This is a genomic window from Streptomyces sp. NPDC021212 (assembly GCF_044332925.1).
Lineage (GTDB): Bacteria > Actinomycetota > Actinomycetes > Streptomycetales > Streptomycetaceae > Streptomyces.
The window spans coordinates 671,932-695,402 of record NZ_JBIRPZ010000002.1; the positions used below are offsets into that span (position 1 = coordinate 671,932).

18 protein-coding genes, 1 tRNA gene and 2 pseudogenes are annotated in these 23,471 nt (G+C 71.1%); 7 read left to right on the forward strand and 14 right to left on the reverse strand.

Features of this window, described 5'->3' with window-relative positions:
- Window positions 1-23: 23 nt before the first annotated feature.
- From ACH4SI_RS07190 to ACH4SI_RS07200, 3 genes and pseudogenes are all read right to left on the reverse strand, one after another.
- Window positions 24-1,856: an RICIN domain-containing protein gene (locus ACH4SI_RS07190; protein ID WP_398293508.1), complete on the reverse strand. Its 1,833-nt coding sequence runs from the start codon at window positions 1,854-1,856 to the stop codon at window positions 24-26.
- 136 nt (window positions 1,857-1,992) lie between these two features.
- A pseudogene (locus tag ACH4SI_RS07195) lies at window positions 1,993-2,115 on the reverse strand (hypothetical protein); the annotation flags it as partial.
- Window positions 2,116-2,491: 376 nt separating this feature from the next.
- Complete coding sequence (locus ACH4SI_RS07200; RefSeq protein WP_398293949.1) at window positions 2,492-3,685, reverse strand: non-reducing end alpha-L-arabinofuranosidase family hydrolase; 1,194 nt, start codon at window positions 3,683-3,685, stop codon at window positions 2,492-2,494.
- A 677-nt stretch (window positions 3,686-4,362) separates the two neighbouring features.
- Between ACH4SI_RS07200 and ACH4SI_RS07205 the strand changes: the two are divergent.
- Window positions 4,363-4,533, forward strand: a pseudogene (locus ACH4SI_RS07205) (transposase family protein); the annotation flags it as partial.
- Window positions 4,534-4,946: 413 nt separating this feature from the next.
- Here ACH4SI_RS07205 and ACH4SI_RS07210 read toward each other — a convergent pair.
- Window positions 4,947-5,345, reverse strand: a complete 399-nt coding sequence (locus ACH4SI_RS07210) for a PucR family transcriptional regulator (protein ID WP_398293510.1) — start codon at window positions 5,343-5,345, stop codon at window positions 4,947-4,949.
- Here ACH4SI_RS07210 and ACH4SI_RS07215 point away from each other — a divergent pair, their 5' ends adjacent.
- The gene (locus ACH4SI_RS07215; protein WP_398293512.1) at window positions 5,346-5,858 is read left to right on the forward strand and encodes an MFS transporter; all 513 of its coding nucleotides are present in this window, start codon (window positions 5,346-5,348) and stop codon (window positions 5,856-5,858) included.
- A complete protein-coding gene (locus tag ACH4SI_RS07220; protein ID WP_398293951.1) occupies window positions 5,825-6,436 on the forward strand; it encodes an MFS transporter in 612 nt (203 codons plus the stop codon). Before ACH4SI_RS07215 ends, ACH4SI_RS07220 begins: the two co-directional genes overlap by 34 nt.
- A gap of 285 nt (window positions 6,437-6,721) precedes the next feature.
- On the opposite strand, the gene ACH4SI_RS07225 is transcribed toward ACH4SI_RS07220, so the two are convergent.
- Window positions 6,722-6,806: transfer RNA gene (locus ACH4SI_RS07225), tRNA-Leu, on the reverse strand.
- A gap of 306 nt (window positions 6,807-7,112) precedes the next feature.
- On the opposite strand from ACH4SI_RS07225, the gene ACH4SI_RS07230 reads away from it, so the two are divergent.
- The 4 genes from ACH4SI_RS07230 to ACH4SI_RS07245 are packed head-to-tail and all read left to right on the forward strand — an operon-like array spanning window position 7,113 to window position 13,611.
- Complete coding sequence (locus tag ACH4SI_RS07230; protein ID WP_398293514.1) at window positions 7,113-8,795, forward strand: thiamine pyrophosphate-binding protein; 1,683 nt, start codon at window positions 7,113-7,115, stop codon at window positions 8,793-8,795.
- A gap of 14 nt (window positions 8,796-8,809) precedes the next feature.
- Complete coding sequence (gene frc, locus ACH4SI_RS07235; protein ID WP_398293516.1) at window positions 8,810-10,036, forward strand: formyl-CoA transferase; 1,227 nt, start codon at window positions 8,810-8,812, stop codon at window positions 10,034-10,036.
- A gap of 2 nt (window positions 10,037-10,038) precedes the next feature.
- Window positions 10,039-12,192, forward strand: coding sequence for an acetate--CoA ligase family protein (locus ACH4SI_RS07240; RefSeq protein ID WP_398293518.1), 2,154 nt, complete (start codon window positions 10,039-10,041; stop codon window positions 12,190-12,192).
- Between the two features lie 27 nt (window positions 12,193-12,219).
- Entirely contained in the window at window positions 12,220-13,611 is a 1,392-nt protein-coding gene (locus tag ACH4SI_RS07245; RefSeq protein WP_398293520.1) for an OFA family MFS transporter, read from the forward strand.
- An 18-nt stretch (window positions 13,612-13,629) separates the two neighbouring features.
- Here the strand turns inward: ACH4SI_RS07245 and ACH4SI_RS07250 are convergent, their stop codons facing one another.
- The 9 genes from ACH4SI_RS07250 to ACH4SI_RS07290 all read right to left on the reverse strand — a co-directional run bounded on the left by ACH4SI_RS07250 (window position 13,630) and on the right by ACH4SI_RS07290 (window position 23,463).
- Entirely contained in the window at window positions 13,630-14,652 is a 1,023-nt protein-coding gene (locus ACH4SI_RS07250; protein WP_398293522.1) for a sugar phosphate isomerase/epimerase family protein, read from the reverse strand.
- 25 nt (window positions 14,653-14,677) lie between these two features.
- A complete protein-coding gene (locus ACH4SI_RS07255; RefSeq protein ID WP_398293524.1) occupies window positions 14,678-16,072 on the reverse strand; it encodes a nucleotide pyrophosphatase/phosphodiesterase family protein in 1,395 nt (464 codons plus the stop codon).
- Entirely contained in the window at window positions 16,069-17,253 is a 1,185-nt protein-coding gene (eboE, locus tag ACH4SI_RS07260; RefSeq protein ID WP_398293526.1) for a metabolite traffic protein EboE, read from the reverse strand. The genes ACH4SI_RS07255 and eboE overlap by 4 nt, the downstream gene beginning before the upstream one ends.
- A gap of 3 nt (window positions 17,254-17,256) precedes the next feature.
- Entirely contained in the window at window positions 17,257-18,135 is an 879-nt protein-coding gene (locus ACH4SI_RS07265) for a TatD family hydrolase (RefSeq protein WP_398293528.1), read from the reverse strand.
- Complete coding sequence (locus tag ACH4SI_RS07270) at window positions 18,135-18,746, reverse strand: EboA domain-containing protein (protein ID WP_398293530.1); 612 nt, start codon at window positions 18,744-18,746, stop codon at window positions 18,135-18,137. The genes ACH4SI_RS07265 and ACH4SI_RS07270 overlap by 1 nt, the downstream gene beginning before the upstream one ends.
- The gene (locus ACH4SI_RS07275) at window positions 18,740-19,609 is read right to left on the reverse strand and encodes a sugar phosphate isomerase/epimerase family protein (RefSeq protein ID WP_398293532.1); all 870 of its coding nucleotides are present in this window, start codon (window positions 19,607-19,609) and stop codon (window positions 18,740-18,742) included. The genes ACH4SI_RS07270 and ACH4SI_RS07275 overlap by 7 nt, the downstream gene beginning before the upstream one ends.
- The gene (locus ACH4SI_RS07280; protein WP_398293534.1) at window positions 19,606-20,760 is read right to left on the reverse strand and encodes an SCO3242 family prenyltransferase; all 1,155 of its coding nucleotides are present in this window, start codon (window positions 20,758-20,760) and stop codon (window positions 19,606-19,608) included. Before ACH4SI_RS07280 ends, ACH4SI_RS07275 begins: the two co-directional genes overlap by 4 nt.
- Complete coding sequence (locus ACH4SI_RS07285) at window positions 20,757-21,902, reverse strand: inositol-3-phosphate synthase (RefSeq protein ID WP_398293536.1); 1,146 nt, start codon at window positions 21,900-21,902, stop codon at window positions 20,757-20,759. Before ACH4SI_RS07285 ends, ACH4SI_RS07280 begins: the two co-directional genes overlap by 4 nt.
- A 178-nt stretch (window positions 21,903-22,080) precedes the next feature.
- Entirely contained in the window at window positions 22,081-23,463 is a 1,383-nt protein-coding gene (locus ACH4SI_RS07290; protein ID WP_398293539.1) for a ThuA domain-containing protein, read from the reverse strand.
- Window positions 23,464-23,471 lie beyond the last annotated feature (8 nt).

A 23,471-nucleotide genomic window follows, 5' to 3' on the forward strand; every position in this document is an offset into this window, starting at 1 on the left:
GGAGGTATCTCGTGGTGCCGCGGTCAGCGGAGGATGAAGTCCTGGTTCGTGCCGGGCGTGTTCTTGCACGGCCACTGGTCCAGTTGCTGCCCCGCGTTGTCTCCGCCGCCGTAGACGTCCAGGCACAGACCGCTGTTCTTGTTCTGGAACGCGTAGGAGCCGTCGGACTGCCGCACCGGCAGCCAGAGGCCGTTGGCCGCGGCGCCGGGGGCCTGCTGGACGATGTCCGGTACGCCCGCCGCCGTGGAACTGTCGGCCACCGCCACGTCCAGGCCGGAGCTCTGGGCCCGCAGTTCGCCGTAGCCGCCCGAGGCGGGTACGAACCGGAACTGCTGGTTGCCCTGCCCGTTGCAGGTCCACTGGTCGATCGCGGCGCCCGCGCTGCCGGAGTTGCCGTACACATCCATGCACAGGTTGTCGCTGGCGACCACGAGTTGGTGGTAGCCGTCAGGGAAGCCGTCGCCGCCCGACGAGGCGGGTGTCAGCTGGACGGTGAACGCGTCGTGCGCGCCCTGGAACGTGAACGGCACGGTGATCGAGCCGCCCGAGGCGCTCACATTCTGGTCGTACACCGTCTGTGGCGCACTGAGCGGCGCCTGGTCCGGGATGCGGTGCACGGTGACGTGCACGCCACCTGCGTTCGTCAGCCAGGGTACGGAGGACAGCCCGTCGAACGTCACGGACGCGGCGCCGGTGTACCCGTTGGAGTCGCCGATGACCGCCACCGCTCGCTGGGCGGAGGAGTCCTGGGAGGCGGAGATCGCCGTCGAGCCGACCTGGCCGGAGGTGTCCACGAGGGTGCCGGTCATATCGGCATAGTCCCGCAGCGCCCACCAGTTGCCGGTCGGCTGCCAGCTGCCTCCGCTCTGGGTCAGGACTCCCGTCAGGTTCGGGGTGACGCAGCACACCCAGTTGCCGCGCATCGCGTTGGTGTACCCGGACTGCGCGAACCGCGCCAGGTACCACGCTGTCACCCCGGCGGTCTGCCGGTCGGCCGGCTGGTATTCGTTCGAGGACAGCGGCAGCGGACGGATGCCCGCCGCGGTCAGGGCGCCGTTCAGGGCCCGCGCGACGGTGACCGGGTCGTCGACATCGCCCTCGTTGTGGTTGGCGATCATGTCCGGCACCGTCCCGGCCGCCTTCACATGCGCGAGCCAGGCCCGCCATTGGCCCGGGTTGCGCTCCGGGGTGAACGCGAATGACGGGCCTACGATCTGCGCCCCGGGGGCGATGCGCCGGATCTCGCGGTAGGCGGTGTCCCACATCTGGAAGTACTGGGCGCTGTTCACCCCCCGGGTCCAGAAGGCGGAGATGTCCGGCTCGTTCCAGATGTCGTAGGAGAACGTGAGCCCCGAAGCCTGCAGCGCTCCCACCGTGGAGTCGATGAAGCTGACCCAGTTGGAGCAGTCGCCGTTGTCGCACGGATACCTCGTGTTCGACGGCTGGCCGCCGTTCGCGCCGTAGATGTCGCTCACCAGCACCTGGTACTGCGCGTGATAAGGCGGCCGGGTGAGGCGTTTCGCCTGCGCGGTGATCGAGTCGATGTCGGCCCGGGTGGCCGAGCCGTACTGGTAGCCGTCCTTGATCCAGCCGCCGGAGAACCAGCCGCCGCCGCGGAAGGCGTTGATCCCTAGCGGCTGGAGGAACTGGTCCGCCGGCTTGCTGCCGTCTTCGCTGATGCCGTAGAGGAACCCCTCCCCCACACCGGTCGACGGTCCCCGCGTCGATGCCAGATGCACGCTCAGCGACTTGTCCGAGGCGGCCCGGCTCGCGGTCGTCGACAGCAATGACAGCACGAACGCCAGGACGATGCCGACCGTCAGTGCCAGACGGCCGGGTCTCGCTCTCGTCCTCATCCGATCCTCCTGCGGTTCGGCGCCGTTGGGCTGCGGCGCGTGTGATGGACGGGGCCGGCTTCCGGGGGCGGCACTGTCAACAGTCGCCTGGCTCGCGCAGTGGTCACGGGCATGGTTCCCATCCACTCCTGGGCCGGGTGACCGCGTACGCCCCTTCGGGTGCGGCCCCGGTCGGCACGCCCGTCAGGTGACCGTCCCGCCAGTAGCTGTTGGGATTGAGGTACAGCGAGTACGCCTTGGCGGCCCCGGCGGTCAGCGGAGCAGCATTCTGTTCCTTGAAGCCAGTGCGGGCGCGATCCGGATGAGGTCATGGGGCGACTCTCCCTTGGGGACAGGCGCCCGAGAGCATCCACAAAGAACTCTCAGACATCCCATGTCACATAGTGATTCCATCGGTCCCTCGCACTGTCAATAGACATGTCTCTCTCAATTGGGACCTGATCCATCCCATGTTTCTTTTGCGCTGGTCAACCCGCCGTGACCTCGGTCGCCAAGCGGAACCCCAGCCGACGCACGGCTGGGGTTCTTCGAGGCGGTGAGTATCGGTCAGCAGGTGGAAGTTGCCCACGCCGTAAACCGCTCGCCTACGCGCCGGCAGACCGCACCAGATCGCGACTCACCGCGGATCAGGCAGGTCAGCGCTGCAGGGTAAGGACGCCCGGCCGCCAGGGCAGTTGATCGTAAGGGCCGTTCGCGGAGGGGGACTTGCCCTGGTAGAGGAACTGCAGGTTGCAGGGGTCGATGGTCATGGTCTGGTCGGGGTTGTTGCGGACCAGGTCACCGTGGCTGATGTCGTTGGTCCACGTGGCACCGCTGTTGGCCTTGCCCGCGAAGGGGTTCCTTTCGCTGCTGGCCTGCGGGGTCCACGAACCGCTCAGGCTGGAGGCCGTGAACGAGCGGAAGTAGCGCCCATTCGCCCCCATCGCCTCCACGATCATGAGGTACTGGTTCTGGCCCTGAACCTTGTAGACCTGCACCCCCTCGAACAAGTTGTTCGTCGAGTCGCTCATGACCGTCGTGTACGACGAGCCGAAGTTGCCCGGGAAGTTCCCGAGCGGCATGCTCGCTCGGTAGATCTTGCCGTTGTCACCGGCGAAGAACAGGTACATGTTCTGGCCGTCACCGATCAGGGTCTGGTCGATCGGGCCGGTGCCGGAGCCGGAGATGCTGCCGGTGAACAGCGGCTTCGGAGAGGACCAGCCGTTGGGGTTGGTGGGGTCGCTCGACGTGCGATAGATGAAGGGCCACGCACCCCACTGGTACGCCAGCACCCAGATGTTCTTGGGTGCGAAGTAGAACAGCGTGGGCGCCACCGTGGCCTGGCCCATCCCGGTCTGGCCGGCCGACGCCATGTCCGACCAGTTCGTGAAGGGACGGAACCCCATCGAGCCGTAAGATGACCCCGACACGTTCGACGCGTAGACCAAGTGCTTGCCGTTGTACACCACGTTGGTGAAGTCCTTCAGCGAGACCCACCCGTTCGCCGGCTGCGCCAACACACCCGTCGACGACCACCGGTACGTCGACGGGAGAGAACACGCGCTGGTGGCCGCCTGAGCCGGGTTGGCGACGGGCGTCGCCGCCAACGAGACCAGGGCCGCAACCGCGGCGGCGAGCATCACGGACAGACGTTTGCGGCTGAAACTTCCTCTACGCATGAGGACCTCCTGTTTCTTGAGCAAGCGGTTCCGGTCGGCCCCGTCAGGGCTGTCCGGACTGTCGATGTGGCGCGATTCGTAGCGGTCCGTGGGCACCCGGCACCTGATCGAGACCGGCCCGCCGGCGGCCACCGGGGCGCGACGACGGCAGGATTGATGAGGCCATGACATATCAGGGGTACTCCTTGCGGCTCGGTCATTTCGGTGGGTGTGACCCGGAGGTGCCCTGCTGTGCGGGTGGAGCAGCTCGGTCGCGTTCGTGATGTCGAACAAAGGCCGAAGTGTCGAGCACCCTGGATAGTAGGGGACCAGTGAGCCGAGTCAATACTTTTCGCAAGGTTCGCGAGCAGCGTCGAAATATCCCGCCAGGCTTGCCCATCGCCGACCGCAAAGCCCCTCTCCGCCAGGCTTTCGGCCTCACGCTCACCTACAACCCGCATCATCCGTGTGCGCAAGAACGTGTCCGAGGAGGTATCTGGACCATTACCCCACGGCTCACACCCCTCGCGACGGTGCTGGCGCTGGCGTAGCCACGGGATTGACACGTGAGGCGGGCTGGTTCTGGGGCGACCGGATCGTCGCCCACAGTGATCGCGACCGGCGCGGTGGCATCGGCGCCCGGAGGCAAGGGCTGCACCTGTCGGCGACGGGTGAATCGTGGTTCTGTCGCAGGTCTTGTGGATGATCACGGACCGTAACCGTCGGCAGACTGGGCGGCCGTGTGGAAGTTGCCCGAAATCAGCTCCGCTTGGTCCTCGGCCGGGTGGTGGTCACCGGCCGTGGGAAAGAGCACGGTTGATCTGAAGGAGCTTCTGTTCCCTGGCGTTGCCGACGTGGTGATCGCGTCGGTGGAGGCAGAGCCGGGGGTCATACGCGTTGCGGCTCGCAGCACTGCGCGTGGTGCGCGGTGTCCGGGATGTCGCGGCTGGTCCGAGCGGGTCCACGGCTCCTACCAGCGCCATCCTGCCCATCTGCCGACCGCGGGGAAGGCGGTGGTGCTGGTGTTGACGGTCCGGCGCTTCCTGTGCGGCGACCGGGAATGCCCCCAGCAGACATTCGCGGAACAAGTATCGGGGCTGACCAGGCCCTACGCCCACCGCACCGAGCGGCAACGCTCCACCTTGGCCGGGATCGCCCCGGCACTGGCCGCCCGGTTCCTCGGCTACGAGATCGTGGCCCTGGACAACGACACCAAGCACGACCAGCGCGGTCACCGCAGTATCACCGCGCGGATCCGCCGCACGTCCGGTGCGGTGGGGGGCCGTTGGAAAAGGGCCTGGTCCCAGGCACCTCGCTGGCCGGATACCCGACCGCACGCCGGGTTCGACGAGCGGTCCGGAGAAGCGGACCGGTGTCACCACCGGCACCGCGCTCCGGGGCCGACTCGACCAGCGCGTCGTCCACCGCTCGCGGCCCTGGCCGAATGGGCGCTTCAAAGTGTCGGCAGGCCGAGCGCGATGATGGTGGACGACAGTCCTTGCCAGGTGCGTACGTCCCAATCGGTGAGTTGCTGCCAGCGCTGGAGGCGGTACTTCACGGTGTTCGGATGCACGTGCAGGACGCGGGCGGTCGCGCTGAGCGAGAAGCCGTTCTCGGCGAGGCTGAGCACTGTCTCTGCCAGGTCAGGGTGTTGTTGCGCGGCCTCTCTGCGCGGCTCGAGCAGCACCGCGAAGCGTTGCGCGGTGGGCGCCAAGGTGGCGAGCAGCCAGTGGTCGGCAAAGGATTTCACCTGTCCTGGACCCGTCAGGGGCAGCGCCGCTCTCGCGTCCGCCATGCTCATCGCGGCACCGGGGAGCCCGGTCCGCGGCAGGCCGACGCCGAAGTTCGGCACGTGTCCGTATCAGTGGCCGGACAGCTGGTCACGGTCTTCGCGCTGGTCTACGCCCTGGGCGGGCCGCCGCTGATCGGCGCGTTCCGGAGGGTGCCGCCGAAGTCGCTGCTGATCGGGGCCATGCTGGTTTTCGCGTTCAGCAACGCCCTCGCGGCGTGCGCGTTCGACTATGCCGTGCTCGCCGCGGCGCGCGTGCTGGCCGCGGTGAGCGCGGCCCTGCTGGCCGGGCCGGCCGCCGCGGCGGCGGCCGCGCTGTGCCGTCCGGAGGACATGCCCAACGCGATCGCGGTCACCGCCAGCGGCAACGCGCTGGCGCTCACCCTGGGCGCGCCGATCGGCACCTTGATCGGCGGACTGCTCGGCCGGCGGGGTACGTTCCTGTTCGTCACGATCCTGGCGCTGACAACCGCGCTGATGCTGGCGGTCCTGCTGCCGACGGTGCCGGCGGCTCTCCCGCCGGCACCGTCCGGGCCGAACTGCTGCGCAGCCCGGCCGTCCGGTGGAGTCTGCTGACCACCTTCGGGGTCTTCCTCGCCGCGTACGGCACCTACACGTATCTCGCGCCCATCGTCGAGCGGGCGACCGGGATGGGAAGCCAGGGGGTCGCGGCGCTGATGATCGTCTTCGGCGCGGGCGCGTTCTCGGCCGGGCGTACGATCGGCAGGATCCTGGTCAAGGTGCCTGTGGCGCGAGTGCTGCGCGTGGCTCTCTCGCTGATGGCGCTGTTCCTCGGAATCATCGCCGTCGGCGCCGCCTGGCATCCCCGTACCGACGCGGGGATCGCCGCGTTCCCGGTGCTGTTCTGTCTGGGTGCCGCCTGGTGCTGCGGCGGGGTCGCCCAGCAGACACGGATCGCCGCCCTGGCGCCCTCGCAGCGGCCCCAGGCGCTGGGGGTGCACTTCTCCGTGCAGTTCCTGGGCGTCGCCGTCGGCGGCGCCGGCGGCGGGCTCGCCCTGTCGGTGGGGGGACCAGTGGCCGTTCCGGTTCTGTCCGCGCTGATCGCGTGCGTGTCGCTGCCGTCCGTGCGGCGGACCGTCCCGGAGACAGCCGACTCGCCGGATCGCGTGACGCCCGCGACGATCCCGCGGTGATCACCGCGCAGCAGTGAGCAGAGGTTCGGCCCGGAGAGTTACTCAGAAGCGCCTCCGCACGTGGAGGCGCTTTTGATGTCTGTATGCCGCGAATTATCAGCGCCCTGCCGACGCGAGCGGACCCGCCGAAGCCGAACTCCGCGCGAGACAAGGCCGAGATCTACCGACGGCTTGGCCTCCGGCTCACCTACGTCCCGGCCCAAGCGACCGTACGCGCCGAGGTCACGCTCGACCGAACAACGACAAATCCCCACGGTCGATGAGCAACCGTGGGGAAATGGTGCGTGTCCGAGGGGGGACTTGAACCCCCACGCCCGATAAAGGGCACTAGCACCTCAAGCTAGCGCGTCTGCCATTCCGCCACCCGGACAGAGTGTGCCCCGCGGATGCCCGCGGCGACATGGACAACGATACCAAGGTTTTGGGGTGCGTTTCACCGGCGTATGCGTGGCGCCCGCCCCGCGCCCATCCCCGCTCCGATCTGCCGTGACGCACCGCTGGGCAGGCCGCGCGCACGGGGTGTTACGGACGGTGACGTACGTCTGCGGCAGCGACTTGATCGAACGATTGACGTACGCCCCCTGGACATCGATCTGCCGATGCGGGATAACGGGTTTCATACAGGATAACGTCGACTGTATGCAATCCACACCCCTACGAAGGGACGCGATTCGCCATGCCCGACGACAGCCAGGACCTCATCTCCGGCGGGCACTTGGTCGCCAAGGCGCTCAAAGCGGAGGGGGTTGACGTCATCTACACCCTCTGCGGCGGCCACATCATCGACATCTACGACGGATGCGTCGACGAGGGCATCGACGTCATCGACGTGCGCCACGAGCAGGTGGCCGCGCATGCCGCCGATGGTCATGCCCGGATCACGGGCAGGCCCGGGTGCGCGGTGGTCACCGCCGGGCCGGGGACCACCGACGCGGTGACCGGGGTGGCCAATGCCTTCCGGGCCGAGTCGCCCATGCTGCTGATCGGCGGGCAGGGGGCACATACGCAGCACAAGATGGGGTCCCTCCAGGACCTTCCGCACGTCGACATGATGGCGCCGATCACGAAGTTCGCGGCGACCGTGCCGGACACCGCGCGGGCCGCGGACATGGTCTCGATGGCGTTCCGTGAGTGCTTCCACGGGGCGCCGGGGCCGTCGTTCCTGGAGATTCCGCGCGATGTGCTGGACGCCAAGGTGCCGGTCGAGAAGGCGCGGGTGCCGAAGGCGGGGGCGTACCGGGCGTCGACGCGGAGCGCGGGCGATCCGGAGGCGGTCGAGAAGCTGGCCGACCTGCTGGTGCACGCGGAGAAGCCGGCAATTCTGCTGGGCAGCCAGGTGTGGACGTGCCGGGCGACCGACGCGGCGACGGAGCTGGTGCGGACGCTCAACGTGCCCGCGTACATGAACGGCGCGGGGCGCGGGACGCTGCCGCCCGGGGACCCGCATCACTTCCAGCTCTCGCGCCGGTACGCGTTCTCGAATGCCGACCTCATCGTGATCGTCGGGACGCCGTTCGACTTCCGGATGGGGTACGGGAAGCGGCTGTCACCCGACGCGACGGTGGTGCAGATCGACCTGGATTACCGCACGGTCGGCAAGAATCGGGATATTGATCTCGGGATAGTGGGTGACAGTCATCAGATTCTGTCAGCCGTCACCCAGGCGGCGTCCGGCCGTATCAACGGCGGGGCGCGCAAGCGCAAGGAGTGGCTGGACGAGCTGCGCGGGGTCGAGCAGACGGCGATCGAGAAGCGGCTGCCGCAGCTGAAGTCCGACGCCTCCCCCATTCACCCGTACCGTCTGGTCAGCGAGATCAACGACTTCCTGACCGAGGACTCGATCTACATCGGCGACGGCGGCGACATCGTCACGTTCTCCGGGCAGGTCGTGCAACCCCGTACGCCCGGCCACTGGATGGACCCGGGGCCGCTGGGGACGCTCGGCGTCGGCGTGCCGTTCGTGATGGCGGCGAAGCAGGCGCGCCCCGACAAGGAGGTGGTGGCGCTCTTCGGCGACGGCGCGTTCTCGCTGACCGGCTGGGACTTCGAGACGCTGGTCCGCTTCAATCTGCCGTTCGTCGGCATCGTCGGCAACAACTCCTCGATGAACCAGATCCGTTACGGCCAGAAGGCCAAGTACGGCGACTCCCGCGAGCGGATCGGCAACACCCTCGGCGACGTTCCGTACGACCAGTTCGCGCGGATGCTGGGCGGCTACGGCGAGGAGGTACGGGACCCGGCCGGCATCGCGCCCGCGCTGCGGCGCGCCCGCGAGTCCGGCAAGCCGTCGCTCATCAACGTCTGGGTCGACCCGGACGCGTACGCCCCCGGAACGATGAACCAGACCATGTACAAGTAGAGGGGCCCGCCACCATGACCAAGGCTCTGGAGGGCGTGCGCGTCCTCGACATGACCCACGTCCAGTCCGGTCCGTCCGCCACCCAGCTGCTGGCCTGGCTCGGCGCGGACGTCATCAAGCTGGAGTCCCCGACCGGTGACATCACGCGCAAGCAGCTGCGCGACCTCCCGGACGTCGACTCGCTCTACTTCACGATGCTCAACTGCAACAAGCGCAGCATCACCCTCAACACCAAGTCCGAGCGCGGCAAGGAGATCCTGACCGAGCTGATCCGCCGCAGCGACGTCATGGTGGAGAACTTCGGTCCGGGCGCGGTGGACCGGATGGGCTTCACCTGGGAGCGCATCCAGGAGATCAACCCGCGGATCGTGTACGCGTCGATCAAGGGGTTCGGCGAGGGCCCGTACACCAAGTTCAAGGCGTACGAGGTGGTCGCGCAGGCCATGGGCGGGTCGATGTCCACGACCGGCTTCGAGGACGGGCCGCCGCTGGCGACCGGCGCCCAGATCGGCGATTCGGGCACCGGGGTGCACTGTGTGGCGGGCATCCTGGCCGCGCTCTACCAGCGCACCCGCACCGGGCGCGGCCAGCGGGTGAACGTGGCGATGCAGCACGCGGTGCTCAATCTGTGCCGGGTCAAGCTGCGCGACCAGCAGCGGCTGACGCATGGGCCGCTCGCCGAGTACCCGAACGAGAGCTTCGGCGACGAGGTGCCGCGCAGCGGCAACGCGAGCGGCGGCGGGCAGCCCGGCTGGGCGGTCAAGTGCGCGCCCGGCGGCCCCAACGACTACGTGTACGTGATCGTGCAGCCGGTGGGCTGGGAGCCGATCACGCAGCTCATCGGGCGGCCGGAGCTGGCCGAGGACCCGGAGTGGGCGACGCCGGAGGCGCGGCTGCCGAAGCTGGGGAAGATGTTCCAGCTGATTGAGGAGTGGTCCAGCACGCTGCCCAAGTGGGAGGTGCTGGAGCAGCTGAACGCCCACAACATCCCGTGCGGGCCGATCCTGTCCACCAAGGAGATCGTCGAGGACGCGTCGCTGGCCGCCAACGAGATGGTCGTCCGCGTCGACCATCCGGAGCGCGGCGAGTTCACCACGGTCGGCTCCCCGCTCAAGCTCTCCGACTCCCCCGTCCAGGTCGATCGCTCGCCGCTGCTGGGTGAGCACAACGCGGAGGTGTACGGGGAGTTGGGGATCGGCGACGAAGACGTGCGGCTGCTCAAGGCGAACGGGGTGATCTGACGGTGAGCACGCATCAAGCGGTTACGTATGACAAGGACGCCGTGCGCGCGGTGCTGGACGCCGTACGGGCCGAGGGGCGCTCCACGCTGACCGCGCCCGAGGGCAAGCGCATCACCGACGCGTACGGCATACCGACCCCGGCCGAGGGGCTGGCCGAGTGCGCCGACGACGCGGTGGCGCTCGCGGACCGGATCGGCTTCCCGGTGGTGCTGAAGATCGTCTCCCCGGACATCTCGCACAAGACGGACGCGGGCGGGGTCCGGGTGGGGCTGGGGTCGGCGGCCGAGGTGCGCGGCGCGTACACGGCGATCGTCGCGAACGCCCGCGCGTACGACCCGAGGGCACGCATCCAGGGCGTGCAGGTGCAGCAGATGGTCCCGGACGGCGGGCAGGAGGTGATCGTCGGCGCGGTCACCGATCCGACGTTCGGGAAGGTGGTCGCCTTCGGGCTCGGCGGGGTGCTGGTGGAGGTGCTGAAGGACATCACCTTCCGGCTGGCCCCGGCGAGCCGGGACGACGCCCTGTCGATGATGGACGGGATCCGGGCCGCCGAGGTGCTGCGCGGGGTGCGCGGCGGGGAGCCGGTGGACCGGGACGCGCTCGCCGATCTGATCGTGCGGGTGTCGGAGCTGGTCACGGACTTTCCCGAACTGACCGAGGTCGATCTCAACCCGGTCTTCGCGACCGGGAGCGGAGTGCTCGCCGCCGATGTACGGCTGCTGATCGGCGACGCCGCGCCACCGGCCCGCCGCCGCTACTCCCGGGAGGAGATCCTTGGCGCGATGGGGCGGCTGATGCGGCCGCGTTCGGTGGCGGTGGTGGGCGCCTCCAACGAGCCTGGCAAGATCGGCAATTCGGTGATGCGCAACCTCATCGACGGCGGCTTCCCGGGCGAGATCCACCCCGTCAATCCGAAGGCCGACGACATCCTGGGCCGCAAGGCGTACGCGTCGGTGACGGACGTGCCGGGCGAGGTGGACGTGGCGGTCTTCGCGATCCCCGCGAAGTTCGTCCCCGCCGCGCTGGAGGAGGTCGGCCGCAAGGGCATCCCGAACGCCGTGCTGATCCCGTCCGGCTTCGCCGAGACCGGCGAGCACGAGCTGCAGGAGCGGATCGTGGCCATCGCCGAGGAGCACGGCGTGCGGCTGCTGGGGCCGAACATCTACGGCTACTACTCCACCTGGCAGGACCTGTGCGCCACGTTCTGCACCCCGTACGACGTCAAGGGCCCGGTGGCGCTCACCTCGCAGTCCGGTGGCATCGGGATGGCGATCCTGGGCTTCGCACGGACGACGAAGACGGGCGTCTCGGCGATCGTCGGGCTCGGCAACAAGTCGGACGTGGACGAGGACGACCTGCTCACCTGGTTCGGCGAGGACCCCAACACCCAGTGCGTCGCGATGCACCTGGAGGACCTCAAGGACGGCCGCGCCTTCGTGGAGGCGGCGCGCGCGACCGTGCCCAGGAAACCGGTGGTGGTGCTGAAGGCGGGCCGTACGGCGGCGGGCGCGCGGGCCGCCGGGTCGCACACCGGCGCGCTGGCCGGGGACGACGCGGTGTACGACGACATCCTGCGGCAGGCCGGGGTGATCAGGGCGCCGGGGCTGAACGAGATGCTGGAGTACGCGCGGGCGCTGCCGGTGCTGCCCACGCCGCAGGGTGACAACGTCGTCGTCATCACCGGCGCCGGGGGCTCGGGGGTGCTGCTGTCGGACGCCATCGTGGACAACGGGCTGTCGCTGATGGAGATCCCGCCGGACCTGGACGCCGCCTTCCGCCGCTTCATCCCGCCGTTCGGCGCGGCGGGGAACCCGGTGGACATCACCGGCGGCGAGCCGCCGGCCACGTACGAGGCGACCATCCGGCTGGGCCTGGAGGATCCGCGCATCCACGCGCTCGTCCTCGGCTACTGGCACACCATCGTCACCCCGCCCATGGTCTTCGCCGAATTGACCGCGCGCGTCGTGGCGGAATTCCGGGAGCGCGGCATCGCGAAACCGGTGGTGGCCTCACTCGCGGGCGACACCGAAGTCGAGGAGGCGAGCCAGTACCTCTTCGAGCGCGGCGTCGTCGCCCATCCGTACACCACGGAAAAGCCGGTGGCCGTGCTGGGCGCGAAATACCGCTGGGCCCGGTCGGCGGGGCTGCTCACGTAAACCGCACCCGATGCCAAGGGGACGCACATGAGCAAGGGAGAACCACCGGAAGGAATGGTCGCCTTCCGGGAAATACAGGACAGCAAGGGGCGCGCGTACCGCGTCGGCGAGACGGACCGCGACATCCTCGGCTTCAACCGGAAGCTGATGGTGTATCTGCCGTGGATCGCCATGATGGCCATCAGCGTGTCCGAGTACGCGTACGGCTCCGCGGAGGACACGCTCTCCGAGGCCCACGGGTGGACCCAGAGCAACACCTTCTGGATCCTCAGCGTCTGGGTCTTCTTCCAGGCCGGGATCGCCTTTCCGGCGGGCTGGCTGCGGGAGAGGGGTATTCTGACCGCCCGCCGGGCGACGCTGACCGGGGCGGGGCTCTGCCTCATCGGCTTCCTCGCCTTATCGCATCTGGACGACGTCTTCGCCGCGATCTGCGGCTTCGGCGTCATCGGCGGGCTCGGCTCCGGGCTCGTCTACGCCACCTGCGTCAACATGGTGGGCAAGTGGTTCCCGGAGCGGCGCGGGGCGAAGACGGGCTTTGTGAACGGCGGCTTCGCCTATGGCTCGCTGCCCTTCATCTTCATCTTCAACTACTGGTTCGACACCGGCAATTACCATGAGGTGCTCGATTTCATCGGCGTCTATGTGCTGGCCGTCGTCGCCGTCTGCGGCTGGTTCTTCAAGGACCCGCCCAAGAACTGGTGGCCCGCGCACATCGATCCGTTCACCTTCGGCGGCAACGCCAAGAGCGCGAAGAGCCTGGCGAAGAATCCGCCCGCGGTGCGTCAGTACACCCCCAAGGAGGCCATCAGGTCGGGCATGCTGCCCCTGATGTGGCTTTCGCTGGTGCTGACCGCCGGGGTGTCCATCTTCGGCATCTCCTTCCAGGTCGACTACGCCAAGGAAGTGGGCTTCGGCCCGCTGGTCGCGGCCTCCTCGATGGGCATCATGTCGGTCATCAACGGCGTGGGCCGCGGGGTCGTGGGCTGGCTCTCGGACTTCTGGGGGCGCAAGACGACCCTGGTGTTCGTCATCGTGGTGCTGGGCCTCGCCCAGTTCGGGGTGATCTGGGCGGGCAACATCCGCAGTGAGTGGCTGTTCCTGTTCTTCGCCTTCCTCTCCGGATTCGGCGGCGGCGCCTTCTACCCGATGTTCGCGACCCTGACCCCGGACTATTTCGGCGAGAACTACAACGCCACCAACTACGGCCTGGTCTACAGCGGAAAGCTCATCAGCGGGCTGTTCGGCGGCGGGCTCGGCTCGATGGTGGTCGACGACTGGGGCTACGACGGGGCGTACGCGCTCGCCGGCGGCATCTCCATGCTGGCGGCCGCGGTCGCCCTGCTGCTGCGGCAGCCGGGCCGGCCACGGGTCCGGGACATCGCCCCGAACCCACAGCCGATCAGCCGCGAGGCGGTCTGACGAGCGCGGGAAGCACGGTCAGTCGCCGCAGCGCCCGGTGCGCAGATAGTGGGCGGAGCGGCGGGCGGTGGTGAGCGAGTTGGCCGGGTTGTCGTGCTCCACCATCCAGTCGTGGTTCCGGCGTCCCCCGGGGGTCTTGCCGACCTTGGAGAGGAACCGTACGTAGTCGATGTCACCGTCCCCGACGTCCACCATCCGGTAGCCGTCGGGGACGGTGTCGTCGCGCTCGCCGTCCTTGACGTGGAACAGCGGATAGCGGTCCGGGTCGCGCAGGACGTAGTCGAGCGGTTCGAACGGTGCCGGGGTGCCGTCGGCCCTCTTGCCGAAGCGGTGCTGGGCGACGTACGCCCAGTAGATGTCCATCTCCAGGTGGACCAGCTCCGGGTCGGTCTCGGCGAGGAGGACGTCGTAGAGGCGGACGTCCGGCCGGTCGGTGGCGAAGGAGAACTCCTCGGCGTGGTTGTGCTGGTAGAACTTCATCCCGCGTGCCTTCGCGGCCGCGCCGTAGGTGTTGAAGTCCTCGGCGCAGCGCTTCCAGCCGTCGACCGTCGTGCCGTAGCGCCAGGGGCCGGACGCGGTGCCGATGTGCGGCAGGCCGAGGGCCTGGGCCTCGTCCAGCACCTTGGTGAGGTTGGTGGCGAAGGTGTAGGCGTTCGGGTCGTCGGAGTAGTAGCCGACGTGGCTGCCGATGCCGCGCAGCCCGTTGTCCCGCAGCAGCCGCTTGAGCTGCTTGAGGGTGAGGGCGCCCGCCGGCCCCTGGGTGTATCCGGCGAACTCCACCTGGTCGTAGCCGTAGGCCGCCAGTTCCTCGAAGACGCGGGCGAAGCCGATGGACTGCACCTGGTCGCGGAGGGTGTAGAGCTGGATGCCGAGGTGGCCGCGCGGGACGATCGGGTCGCGCTTCCCGCTGGTGGTGGCCTGTGTGGTGGCGTGGGCGGTGGTCGTGCTGAGCAGGGTGGCGGCGGTGGCTCCGGCGGCGACGCCGAGGAATCCGCGGCGGCCGAGGGCGGCGGCGAGTTCCGGGTGGTGGGCGCTCTTCACGTGGGTGTCTCCTGTCGGTTGGGGCTCAGGTGTGGTCGAGACCGGCGAGGCGGAGGAGCAGCGATTTGACGTCGGTGGCGGCCACCCGGCCGGGTACGGCGTCCGGGCGGGAGCAGATGAGGACGGGCCCGTCCTCGTCCCGGTCCGGCAGCCGGCCGTGGCTGCCGCGCACCGGGGACGGATCGAGCGGGACGACGGCCATCCGGTAGCGCATCCCGAGCTTCTTGCGGGCCAGGGCGGTGGCCGCCTTGACCCGCACATACGGATCGACCGGGTCGAGGAAGAGTTCGGCCGGGTCGTAGCCGGGCTTGCGGTGGATGTCCACCAGCTGGGCGAAGTCCGGCGCGCGGGCGTCGTCCAGCCAGTAGTAGTACGTGAACCAGGCGTCCGGCTCGGCCACCGCGACCAGTTCCCCGGCACGGGGGTGGTCCAGGCCGTGCGCCTTCTTCCCCTCGTCGTCCAGGAGTTCGGCGAGGCCGGGCAGGCCGTCGAGGGCGGCCCGGGTGGCGGCCAGGTCCTCGGCGCGGCGTACGTAGACGTGCGCGAGCTGGTGGTCGGCGACGGCGAAGGCCCGGGAGGCGCCCGGGTCCAGGTACTCCATGCCGTCCTGGGTGTGCACCTCCAGCAGCCCGGCGCGGCGCAGCGCCCGGTTGATGTCCACGGGGCGGGACACCCGGGTGATGCCGTACTCGGACAGCGCCACGACCGTGCGGCCCCGGGCCCGCGCGTCGTCCAGCAGCGGGCCGAGGGCGGTGTCGAGGGCCGTCGCGGCGGCGTGCGAGCGGGGGTCGTCGGGGCCGTAGCGCTGGAGGTCGTAGTCGAGGTGCGGGAGGTAGGTGAGGGTGAGGTCGGTGGGGTGGTGGCGCAGGATGTGGCGCGTCGCGTCGATGATCCACTGGGAGGAGACCAGATCTGCCCCCGGGCCCCAGAAGTGGAACAGGGGGAAGGTGCCGTGGGCGGCGGTGAGTTCGTCGTGCAGGGCGGGCGGCCGGGTGTAGCAGTCGGGCTCCTTGCGGCCGTCGGCGTAGTAGACGGGGCGCGGGGTGACGGTGATGTCGGTGTCCGCGCCCATCGCGTACCACCAGCAGATGTTGGCGACCGTGTAGCCGGGGTGCGCGCGGCGGGCCGCGTCCCACAGCTTGTCGCCGCCGACCAGGCCGTTGTGCTGCCGCCACAGCAGGACGTCGCCCTGTTCGCGGAAGTACCAGCCGTTGCCGACGATGCCGTGCTCGGCGGGGGTCGCGCCGGTGAGGAACGTCGACTGGGCGGCGCAGGTGACGGCGGGCAGCACGGTGCCGAGCGGGGCGTACGAACCGGAGTCGGCCAGGGCGCGCAGCCGGGGCATGTGGGCGAGGAGGCGCGGGGTCAGGCCGACGACGTCGAGGACGAGGAGGGGGGCCGGTTTCCGTGGAGTGCTCACGGCAGCTCCTTGAGGCCGAGGTCGGTCAGCAGGTCGCGGGCCAGGGCGAGTTCGGCGGCGATGCCGTCGGCCAGCCGGTCGCGGTTGCGGGGCCGCAGCTCGGGCGGCAGCGCCTGCCAGGTGTACGTCTCGACCTCCAGGTGGCGGGTGAGCGGCGCCGGGCCGCCGACCAGGTGGGCGAGGGTGTCGGTGAGGACGGGGAGGGTGGAGGTGAGCGGCGGCTCGGGCGGGGCGTGCAGCGGCACGTGGAAGTGGGAGCGCCAGGGGGCGGTGGTGTCGAGCCCGCCCGGCGCGAGGGCCTGGTCGAGGTCGTCGGTGCCCCGTACGCCGTGATCGGGGGTGCGGGTACGGGTCTGGTGCAGGAAGCGCGGCTCGGCGAACGCCGCCAGGGCGGTGCGTACGGCGGGGCGGTGCGGCTCCTCGGCGTGCAGCGCGGCCGACAGCTGCGCCTTGACGACGGGGACACCGGCCGCGGTGAGGGCGGCGGTGGCGGTCTGCGGGTCCTCGAACTGCGTGGCGAGGTGGCAGGTGTCCAGGCAGAGGCCGATGCGGTGCCGAGGTGGGCCCTCGGGGAGCGCGGTCAGCGCGTCGATGGCCTGGGCGGTGGTCTCGACGGTGCAGCCCGGCTCGGGTTCCAGGCCGATGCGGATCGAGCGGCCGGTGAGGTCCTGGAGCGCGTCGAGCCGTGCGGCGAGCGTGGTGAGGTGGCCGAGCGCGGCCTGCCGCCGGGCGGGGTCGAACGGGGTGCGCCAGGCGAGCGGGAGAGTCGAGACGCTGCCCTCGGTGACGTCGTCCGGGAGCAGGGCGGCCAGCAGCCGGGCCAGGTGGCCGGTGTGCGTCAGCCGCTCGGCCTCCGTCCAGTCCGGCCGGTACACGCGGTACTTGACCTCCTCGGCGCCGAATCCCTCGTAGGGGAAGCCGTTGAGGGTGACGACCTCCAGGCCGCGGCGGTCGAGTTCGGTGCGCAGCCGGCGGAGGGCGGCCGGGTCGGCGGTCAGGGTGCGGGCGGCGTCGCGGGCCAGCCACAGGCCGATGCCGAGCCGGTCGCGGCCCAGGCGGCGGCGTACCGGCTCGCAGTGGTGGCGGAGCTGGTCCACGACGCCGTCGAGGTCTTCGGCGGGATGGACGTTGGTGCAGTAGGCCAGGTGGACGGTGGAGCCGTCGGGGTGGCGGAAGCGCATGGGTCACCGGCCTTCTGTGGTGACAGGAGCGCCGCGGAGGATGGAGTTCCCCTCGTGGGTGGCTTGGGGGCGGGTCTCCTCGACGTCGAGGTCCAGCCGCCCGCTGAGCCCGTAGAACGCCACCGGGTTGCGCCACAGCACCTGGTCGACGTCGTCGTCGGTGAAGCCCGCCGCCAGCATCGCCTCGCCGACGTGGCGCGTCTTCAGCGGATCGCTGCGGCCCCAGTCCGCGGCGGAGTTCACCAGGATGCGGTCCCGTTCGGTGGCGTACTCGCGCAGCACGCGCACCATGCGGTCCGGGTCCATCTTGGTGTCCGGGTAGATCGAGAAGCCGAGCCAGCAGCCGCTGTCGGTGGCCGCCTTTACGGTGGTCTCGTTGAGGTGGTCGAGCAGGACGCGGTCGGTGGGGAGGGCGGATTCGTGGACGACGTCGAGCGTGCGGGCCAGGCCCGCGGCCTTGTCGCGGTGCGGGGTGTGCACGAGGGCGGGCAGCCCGTGGTCGGCGGCGAGCTGGAGCTGCGCGGCGAGCGCGGTGTCCTCGGCGGGGGTCATCGCGTCATAGCCGATCTCGCCGACGGCGACCACACCGTCCTTGACGAGATAGCGCGGGAGCTCCTCCAGGACGGGGAGGCAGCGGGGGTCGTTGGCCTCCTTGGGGTTGAGGGCGAGCGTGCAGTGGTGGGCGATGCCGTGCTGTGCGGCGCGGAAGGGTTCCCAGCCGAGGAGGGCGTCGAAGTAGTCGTAGAAGCTGGCGGGCGAGGTGCGGGGCTGCCCCAGCCAGAAGGACGGCTCGACGAGGGCGCGCACGCCCGCGGCGTACATGGCCTCGTAGTCGTCCGTGGTGCGGGAGGTCATGTGGATGTGCGGGTCGAAGATGCGCATCAGGGCTCCTCGGGGGTCGCCTCGGGGGTGGTGTGGGCCAGGACGCGGGTCAGGTCCGGGGGCACGTCCCGCCCGGCGGCGGTGCGTTCGTGCGCGTAGGCGGTCAGCATGCGGGCCAGCTCGGCGTCGCCCCGGGCACGGGCCGGCCACTCGGCCACGGCGTCCAGGGGCACCCCGGTGAACAGGCACTTCAGTACGGCCTGCCGCCAGCCGTGCGCGTCGAGATGGCGCGCCGCGTACGGGCCGACGGCGGCGGCCACGAGGCGGGTGTCGTTGGTGCGCAGGGCGTCCTCGACCAGGGGGAGGGCGTCCGGGCCGAGGCCGAGGTCGGTGAGGGCGAGGAGGACGGCCCGGCGTTCGGCCGCCGTCCCGTGCGCGTAGAGCCGGGTGAGCGTGGGCGCGTCGGGGCGGGCCGCGTGGAGGAGCAGGACGCGGGTGGCGTCGGCGAGTTCGTGGCCGGAGCGGGTGCGGCGGGCCGCCGCGGCGAAGTCCGCCTCCCAGGTGGGGGTGGGGCCCTCCTTGGCCGCCTCGGCGAGGGCCCGGTCCAGCCAGGCGCGCGCTTCGCCGTCCAGTTGGTCGCGTACGGAGGCGCACAGGCCCGTGCTCAGCACCGGACACCTCCCTGGGTGGCCGTTCGCTCCGCGGCCTTGAGGTACGCCAGGGAGGAGCGGGCCAGTCCGGGCCCGGCGTGCGAGTGGCGGGGCAGCTCGACGCCGACCAGGCCCCGGTAGCCCGTCGCGTGCAGGGCCGCCAGCACCGGCGGGACGTCCACCTCGCCCTCCCCGAACGGCAGATGCTCGTGCACGCCGCGCCGCATGTCCTCGATCTGCACATGCCGTATCCACGGCGCGGCCGCCCGGACGCACTCGGCGGGCGGCTCCGGCTCCAGGCACTGGCAGTGGCCGATGTCGAGCGTCAGCCCGAGCGCGGGCGGATCGCCCAGCGTCTCGCGGAGCCGGTGGAACCCGGCGAGATCGCCCAGCAGATGCCCCGGCTCGGGCTCGACGGCCAGGGGCACGCCCGCGGATGTGGTGGCCTCCAGCACGGGCTGGAGGGCGTCGGCGAGCCGCTGCCACGCGGTGTCCTCGTCGGTGCCCGGCGGTCGCGTACCGCTGAAACAGTGCACCGCGTGCGCCCCCAGCTCCGCGGCCACCCGCACGGCGCGCAGCAGCAGATCCACGCGGGAGCCGCGGGCCTCGGGGTCTGGATCGAGGAGCGTGGGGTGGTGCTTACGGCCCGCGTCGAGCACGTACCGGGCCCCGGTCTCGACGGCGACACCGAGCCCGAGCCGGGCCACCCGCTGCCCGACGCGGCGCGTACGAGCGGCCAGATCCGGGGCGAGAGGGTCGAGGTGCATGTGGTCGAGCGTGAGCGAAACCCCGTTGTAGCCGAGGTCGGCGAGCAGGGCGAGGGCGTCGTCGAGCCGGAGGTCGGTCAGGCCGTTGGTGCCGTAGGCGAAGCGGAGGTTGCTCATGTCGGGCTGACCTTTCTGGACAGTCGCCGCGCGACGGGCGCCAACGCGAGGAGCCCCACCCCGACCCGCCCCGACCCGACCCGCGCGGCGAGCGCGGCCTGAAGCGGGATCATCGCCCGGATGCCGCCCCCGACGGCGCGCTGGAGGAGGTGGGGGGAGGGATTGAGCGCGGCGTGTGCGAGGGGCCGTGCGGCGGTCCCGAGGTAGGTGGCGGCGAGCGCGGCGGGGATGAGGGGGCGGGGGCGGGCGGCCTGCGGGCTGGGTGACGCGGCGCGGTCCGGTCTGCGCGCGGCGGGTCGCCGGGCGAGCGCGCGGGTCAAGCCTGGTCGCAAGTCGGCCGCCGCCCGGAGGCCGGCCGTGGGCCCCGGACGGGGGCCGGTCGCCGCAGCACGCCCTGGCGAGGCGGCACCCATCGCCACCGCGGCCAAGCGCCGCAGGGCCGCACGGCTGGAGGGCGAGCCGCGCCGCGGGGCGGCTGCCGTAGCCATCGCCATGGCTGTCGACCGGGCACCGGCCGTGGGACCTTCCGCTGGGCGGGTTCTTGTGGCCGTCCAGGCGATTGCCGTGGCGGTGGCCAGGGCTGCCAGGGGGGTCTTCGACGAGCCGCCCGTTGCCTCGTGGCGGGAGACCGCCGTCACGGCGAGGGTGTGCGCGCCCAGGAGGGCGGCCGGGGGGAGGGCGTGTCGGACGCGCGTGGGGGTGGTGGCCGTGGCGCCCAGGAGGAGGTCCAGGGAGCGGGCCGTGGCCATCGCGTAAGGGCCCGCCGGGGTGTTCTTCAGCCCCAGGTCGTACGCCCACACCGTGCCCGCCAGCGCCGCGGCCGTGGCGAGGGCCCGGCGGCCCGCCAGTGCCGCGCACACCAGCCCCGCCCCCGTCAGGCCCGTCGCGGCGGTCAGGGCTGCGGCGGGGGTGATGCGGCCCGACGGCAGGGGGCGGCCTGGGCGTTCGACGGCGTCGATGTCGCGGTCCGCCCAGTCGTTGAGCGCCATGCCCGCCTCGTACAGGCACAGCGACGCGCCCACGGCGAGCGCGGTCCCGCGGTTCGGGGCGGTCCGCGTGGCCGCCGCGCCCGCGAAGGCGTCGCCGGGGACGGTGAACAGGGCCGAGATGCGGAGGAGTTCCGCCCAGGCCCGGCCTTGGGGCGGCGTCATGCGCGCCCCCGGCGCAGCCGCTCCGCGAAACCGGTCAGGGCCGCGTACTGGTCGGCGAGGCCGGACGGGCCGCCGTCCGGGTCCTTGAAGTAGAAGCCGAGTTCGGTGAGCGGCCCCGAAAGACCCGCCTCGTGGGCGCGGGCCGTGAGGCGGGCCAGGTCGAGGACGAGCGGCGCGGCGAGGGCCGAGTCGCAGCCCTGCCAGATGGTCTGGAGGACCATACGGGAGCCGAGGAAGCCGTCGAAGGCGACGTGATCCCAGGCGGTCTTCCAGTCGCCGAGCGCCGGCACGTTGTCGATGTGCAGTTCGCCGTCCGGGAGTTCACCGAGGGTGTCGGAGAGGACCCGCGCCTTGCCCGCGTTCTTCACGGCCGCGGCGGCGGGGTCGGCGAGCGCGGCGCCGTCGCCGCCGCCCAGCAAGTTGGTGCCGGACCACGCCCGTACGGGCAGCGCCCGTTGGGCGAACATCGGCGCGAGCACGGACCGCAGCAGCGTCTGCCCCGTCTTGCCGTCGCGCCCGGCGTACGGCAGCCCGGCGCGGGCGGCCTCGGCGCGCAGGCGGGGGTGGTGCAGCCCGGTGGAGGGCGTGAAGTTGACGTACGGGCATCCGGCGCGGAGGGCGGCGGAGGCGTAGAGGGAGCTGGGCGGCAGCCGGTCGCCGCCGGAGGTGGGGGCGGCGGGTTCGGTGGAGGCGACGTTGACGACGACGGCCCGGGCGAGGCGGTGCGTACGGACGAAGTCGGCGAGGTCGTGGGCGAAGGCCGCGATCAGCTCTTCGTCGTCACGGGTGTCGCCGTGCTGCGGTCCCCCGGGGCGGATCGCGTCGTCGGCGGCCGCGAGTTCGGCGCGTGCGGCGTCGGGCAGCCCGTACGGCAGCACCCCGTCGGCCACCAGCGCCTCGGCGCGCTTGGGGAGCGGGGTGGTGGCGGTGTCGTGGCCACCGAAGACCAGATCGCCGAGCGCGGGCAGACCGGTGTCCGCGAACGGCGCGGTCTCGGTCACCATCCCGGTCGCGGGCTGCAGCCCCGCCGCGACGGCCGCGCACCCGGCGACGGCGGTGGTGGCGACCGATCCGCGCGCGCCGATGAGCCATATGCCGGTGCGGTGAGGGTGGAGGTGGGTGGTGTCGGGGCCGGTGGTCACTGGCTGCCTCCCGGGTGGCGGTTACGCGGATTCGCAGGTAGGCGGTGGCGGTAGGGGCCGCGGCGGCGGGGAGGAGGCGGCGTACTCCTCCCCGCCGCCCGATGCCGCCCTACGGCTCCCCTCGGGCCGTTGGGCGGCCGATCAGGGCCGGTCAGGATGGGCGATCAGGACGGGGGGGTCAGGACGGCAGGTTCTTGACGCGGATGTTGCGGAACGCGACCTTGTCGCCGTCCCCGTGGTTCTGGATGCCGACGTAGCCGTCGCGCAGGCTGCGCACCGGGTCCTGGTTGGTGAAGTCGTTGATCCGTACGCCGTTGAGCCAGACCTGGAGCCGTTCGCCCCGCACCCGGATCTCGTACGTGTTCCACTCCCCCGGCGGGTTCAGCGCCGCGTCCCGCTTCGCGAGGTCGGCGGACTGGAAGCCGTACACCGCGCCGGTGGTCTTCTCCGGGGCGTCCGTCGCGTCGATCTGGATCTCGTAGCCGCGGTCGACCGCGGACCAGGGGTCGTCGGAGGCGGGGAAGCCGACGAAGACGCCGGAGTTGTCGTCCCCGGTGTCCCCGGCCATCCGCCAGTCCAGCTTCAGCGAGTACGACCTCAGCTCGCGCGCCTCGTACCAGAGCATGCCCATGCCGCCCGTCGAGGTGAGCGTTCCGGTGGTCCGGTCGAGGGTGAAGCCGCCGGGGCCGGCCTGTTTCCAGCCCGCCACCGACGTGCCGTCGAACAGGGGTTGGTAGCCGCGCTCCGGGCGGCAGTCGGCCTGAAGAGCACCGGTGGCGTAGCGGATGCCGCCGAGCAGGTGCTGCCGGAAGGCGGGGTCGGCGTAGGACTCCTTGGTGTGGCCGAGGCCGGTGTAGAAGGCGCGGCCGCCGCGGTAGTCCTGGCACCAGGAGATGGGGTGGTCCTCCCCCATCGCGCCGCCCTTGTACGACGTTTCGTCGAGGGTGGCGAGGATGTGGGCCCGGTCGCGCGGGTTGCTGCGGTAGTCGTACCACTCGTCGGTGCGCTGCCAGGCCGCGCCCAGGTGCGCGGTGGCCGGGTGGGCGCGGTCCTCGACGGCGACGGTGGCCTGCTGGATGGCGGGGTGGGTGCGGAAGTACGCGCCGACGAGACCGCCGTAGAACGGCCAGTCGTACTCGGTGTCGGCGGCCGCGTGCACCCCGGCGTATCCGCCGCCCGCCCGGATGTAGCGCTCGAAGGCGGATTGTTGCTTGGCATCGAGGATGTCGCCGGTGGTGGAGAGGAAGACGACGGCGTCGTAGCGGGCCAGGTTGGCGCCGGTGAAGGCGGTGGCGTCCTCGGTGGCGTCGACGGCGAAGCCGTGCTGGGCGCCGAGTTCGCGGATGGCGGCGATGCCGTCGGGGATGGCGTCGTGGCGGTAGGCGGCCGTCTTGGAGAAGACAAGGACGCGGTCGCCGGGCGGCGCCGAGGAGGCGGTGGCCGCCGCCGGGGGGAGGACCGTGGCGGCGAGCAGCAGCGCGGCCACGGCGGACGTACGCAGGAGGGGGAAGCGGAACCGGAAGCGGTGCGCGGGTCTGGAGCGACGGGGGTGCGGGGGCATGGCGGGTA

What these genes read in the sequence shown, in the direction of transcription:
- ACH4SI_RS07190 (WP_398293508.1), bottom strand. Translation starts at nt 1,856, where the DNA reads ATGAGGACGAGAGCGAGACCCGGCCGTCTGGCACTGACGGTCGGCATC.
- eboE (WP_398293526.1), bottom strand. Translation starts at nt 17,253, where the DNA reads ATGCGCTTCCGCCACCCCGACGGCTCCACCGTCCACCTGGCCTACTGC.
- ACH4SI_RS07245 (WP_398293520.1), top strand. Translation starts at nt 12,220, where the DNA reads ATGAGCAAGGGAGAACCACCGGAAGGAATGGTCGCCTTCCGGGAAATA.
- ACH4SI_RS07200 (WP_398293949.1), bottom strand. Translation starts at nt 3,685, where the DNA reads ATGTCATGGCCTCATCAATCCTGCCGTCGTCGCGCCCCGGTGGCCGCC.
- frc (WP_398293516.1), top strand. Translation starts at nt 8,810, where the DNA reads ATGACCAAGGCTCTGGAGGGCGTGCGCGTCCTCGACATGACCCACGTC.
- ACH4SI_RS07230 (WP_398293514.1), top strand. Translation starts at nt 7,113, where the DNA reads ATGCCCGACGACAGCCAGGACCTCATCTCCGGCGGGCACTTGGTCGCC.
- ACH4SI_RS07290 (WP_398293539.1), bottom strand. Translation starts at nt 23,463, where the DNA reads ATGCCCCCGCACCCCCGTCGCTCCAGACCCGCGCACCGCTTCCGGTTC.
- ACH4SI_RS07265 (WP_398293528.1), bottom strand. Translation starts at nt 18,135, where the DNA reads ATGCGCATCTTCGACCCGCACATCCACATGACCTCCCGCACCACGGAC.
- ACH4SI_RS07275 (WP_398293532.1), bottom strand. Translation starts at nt 19,609, where the DNA reads ATGAGCAACCTCCGCTTCGCCTACGGCACCAACGGCCTGACCGACCTC.
- ACH4SI_RS07280 (WP_398293534.1), bottom strand. Translation starts at nt 20,760, where the DNA reads ATGACGCCGCCCCAAGGCCGGGCCTGGGCGGAACTCCTCCGCATCTCG.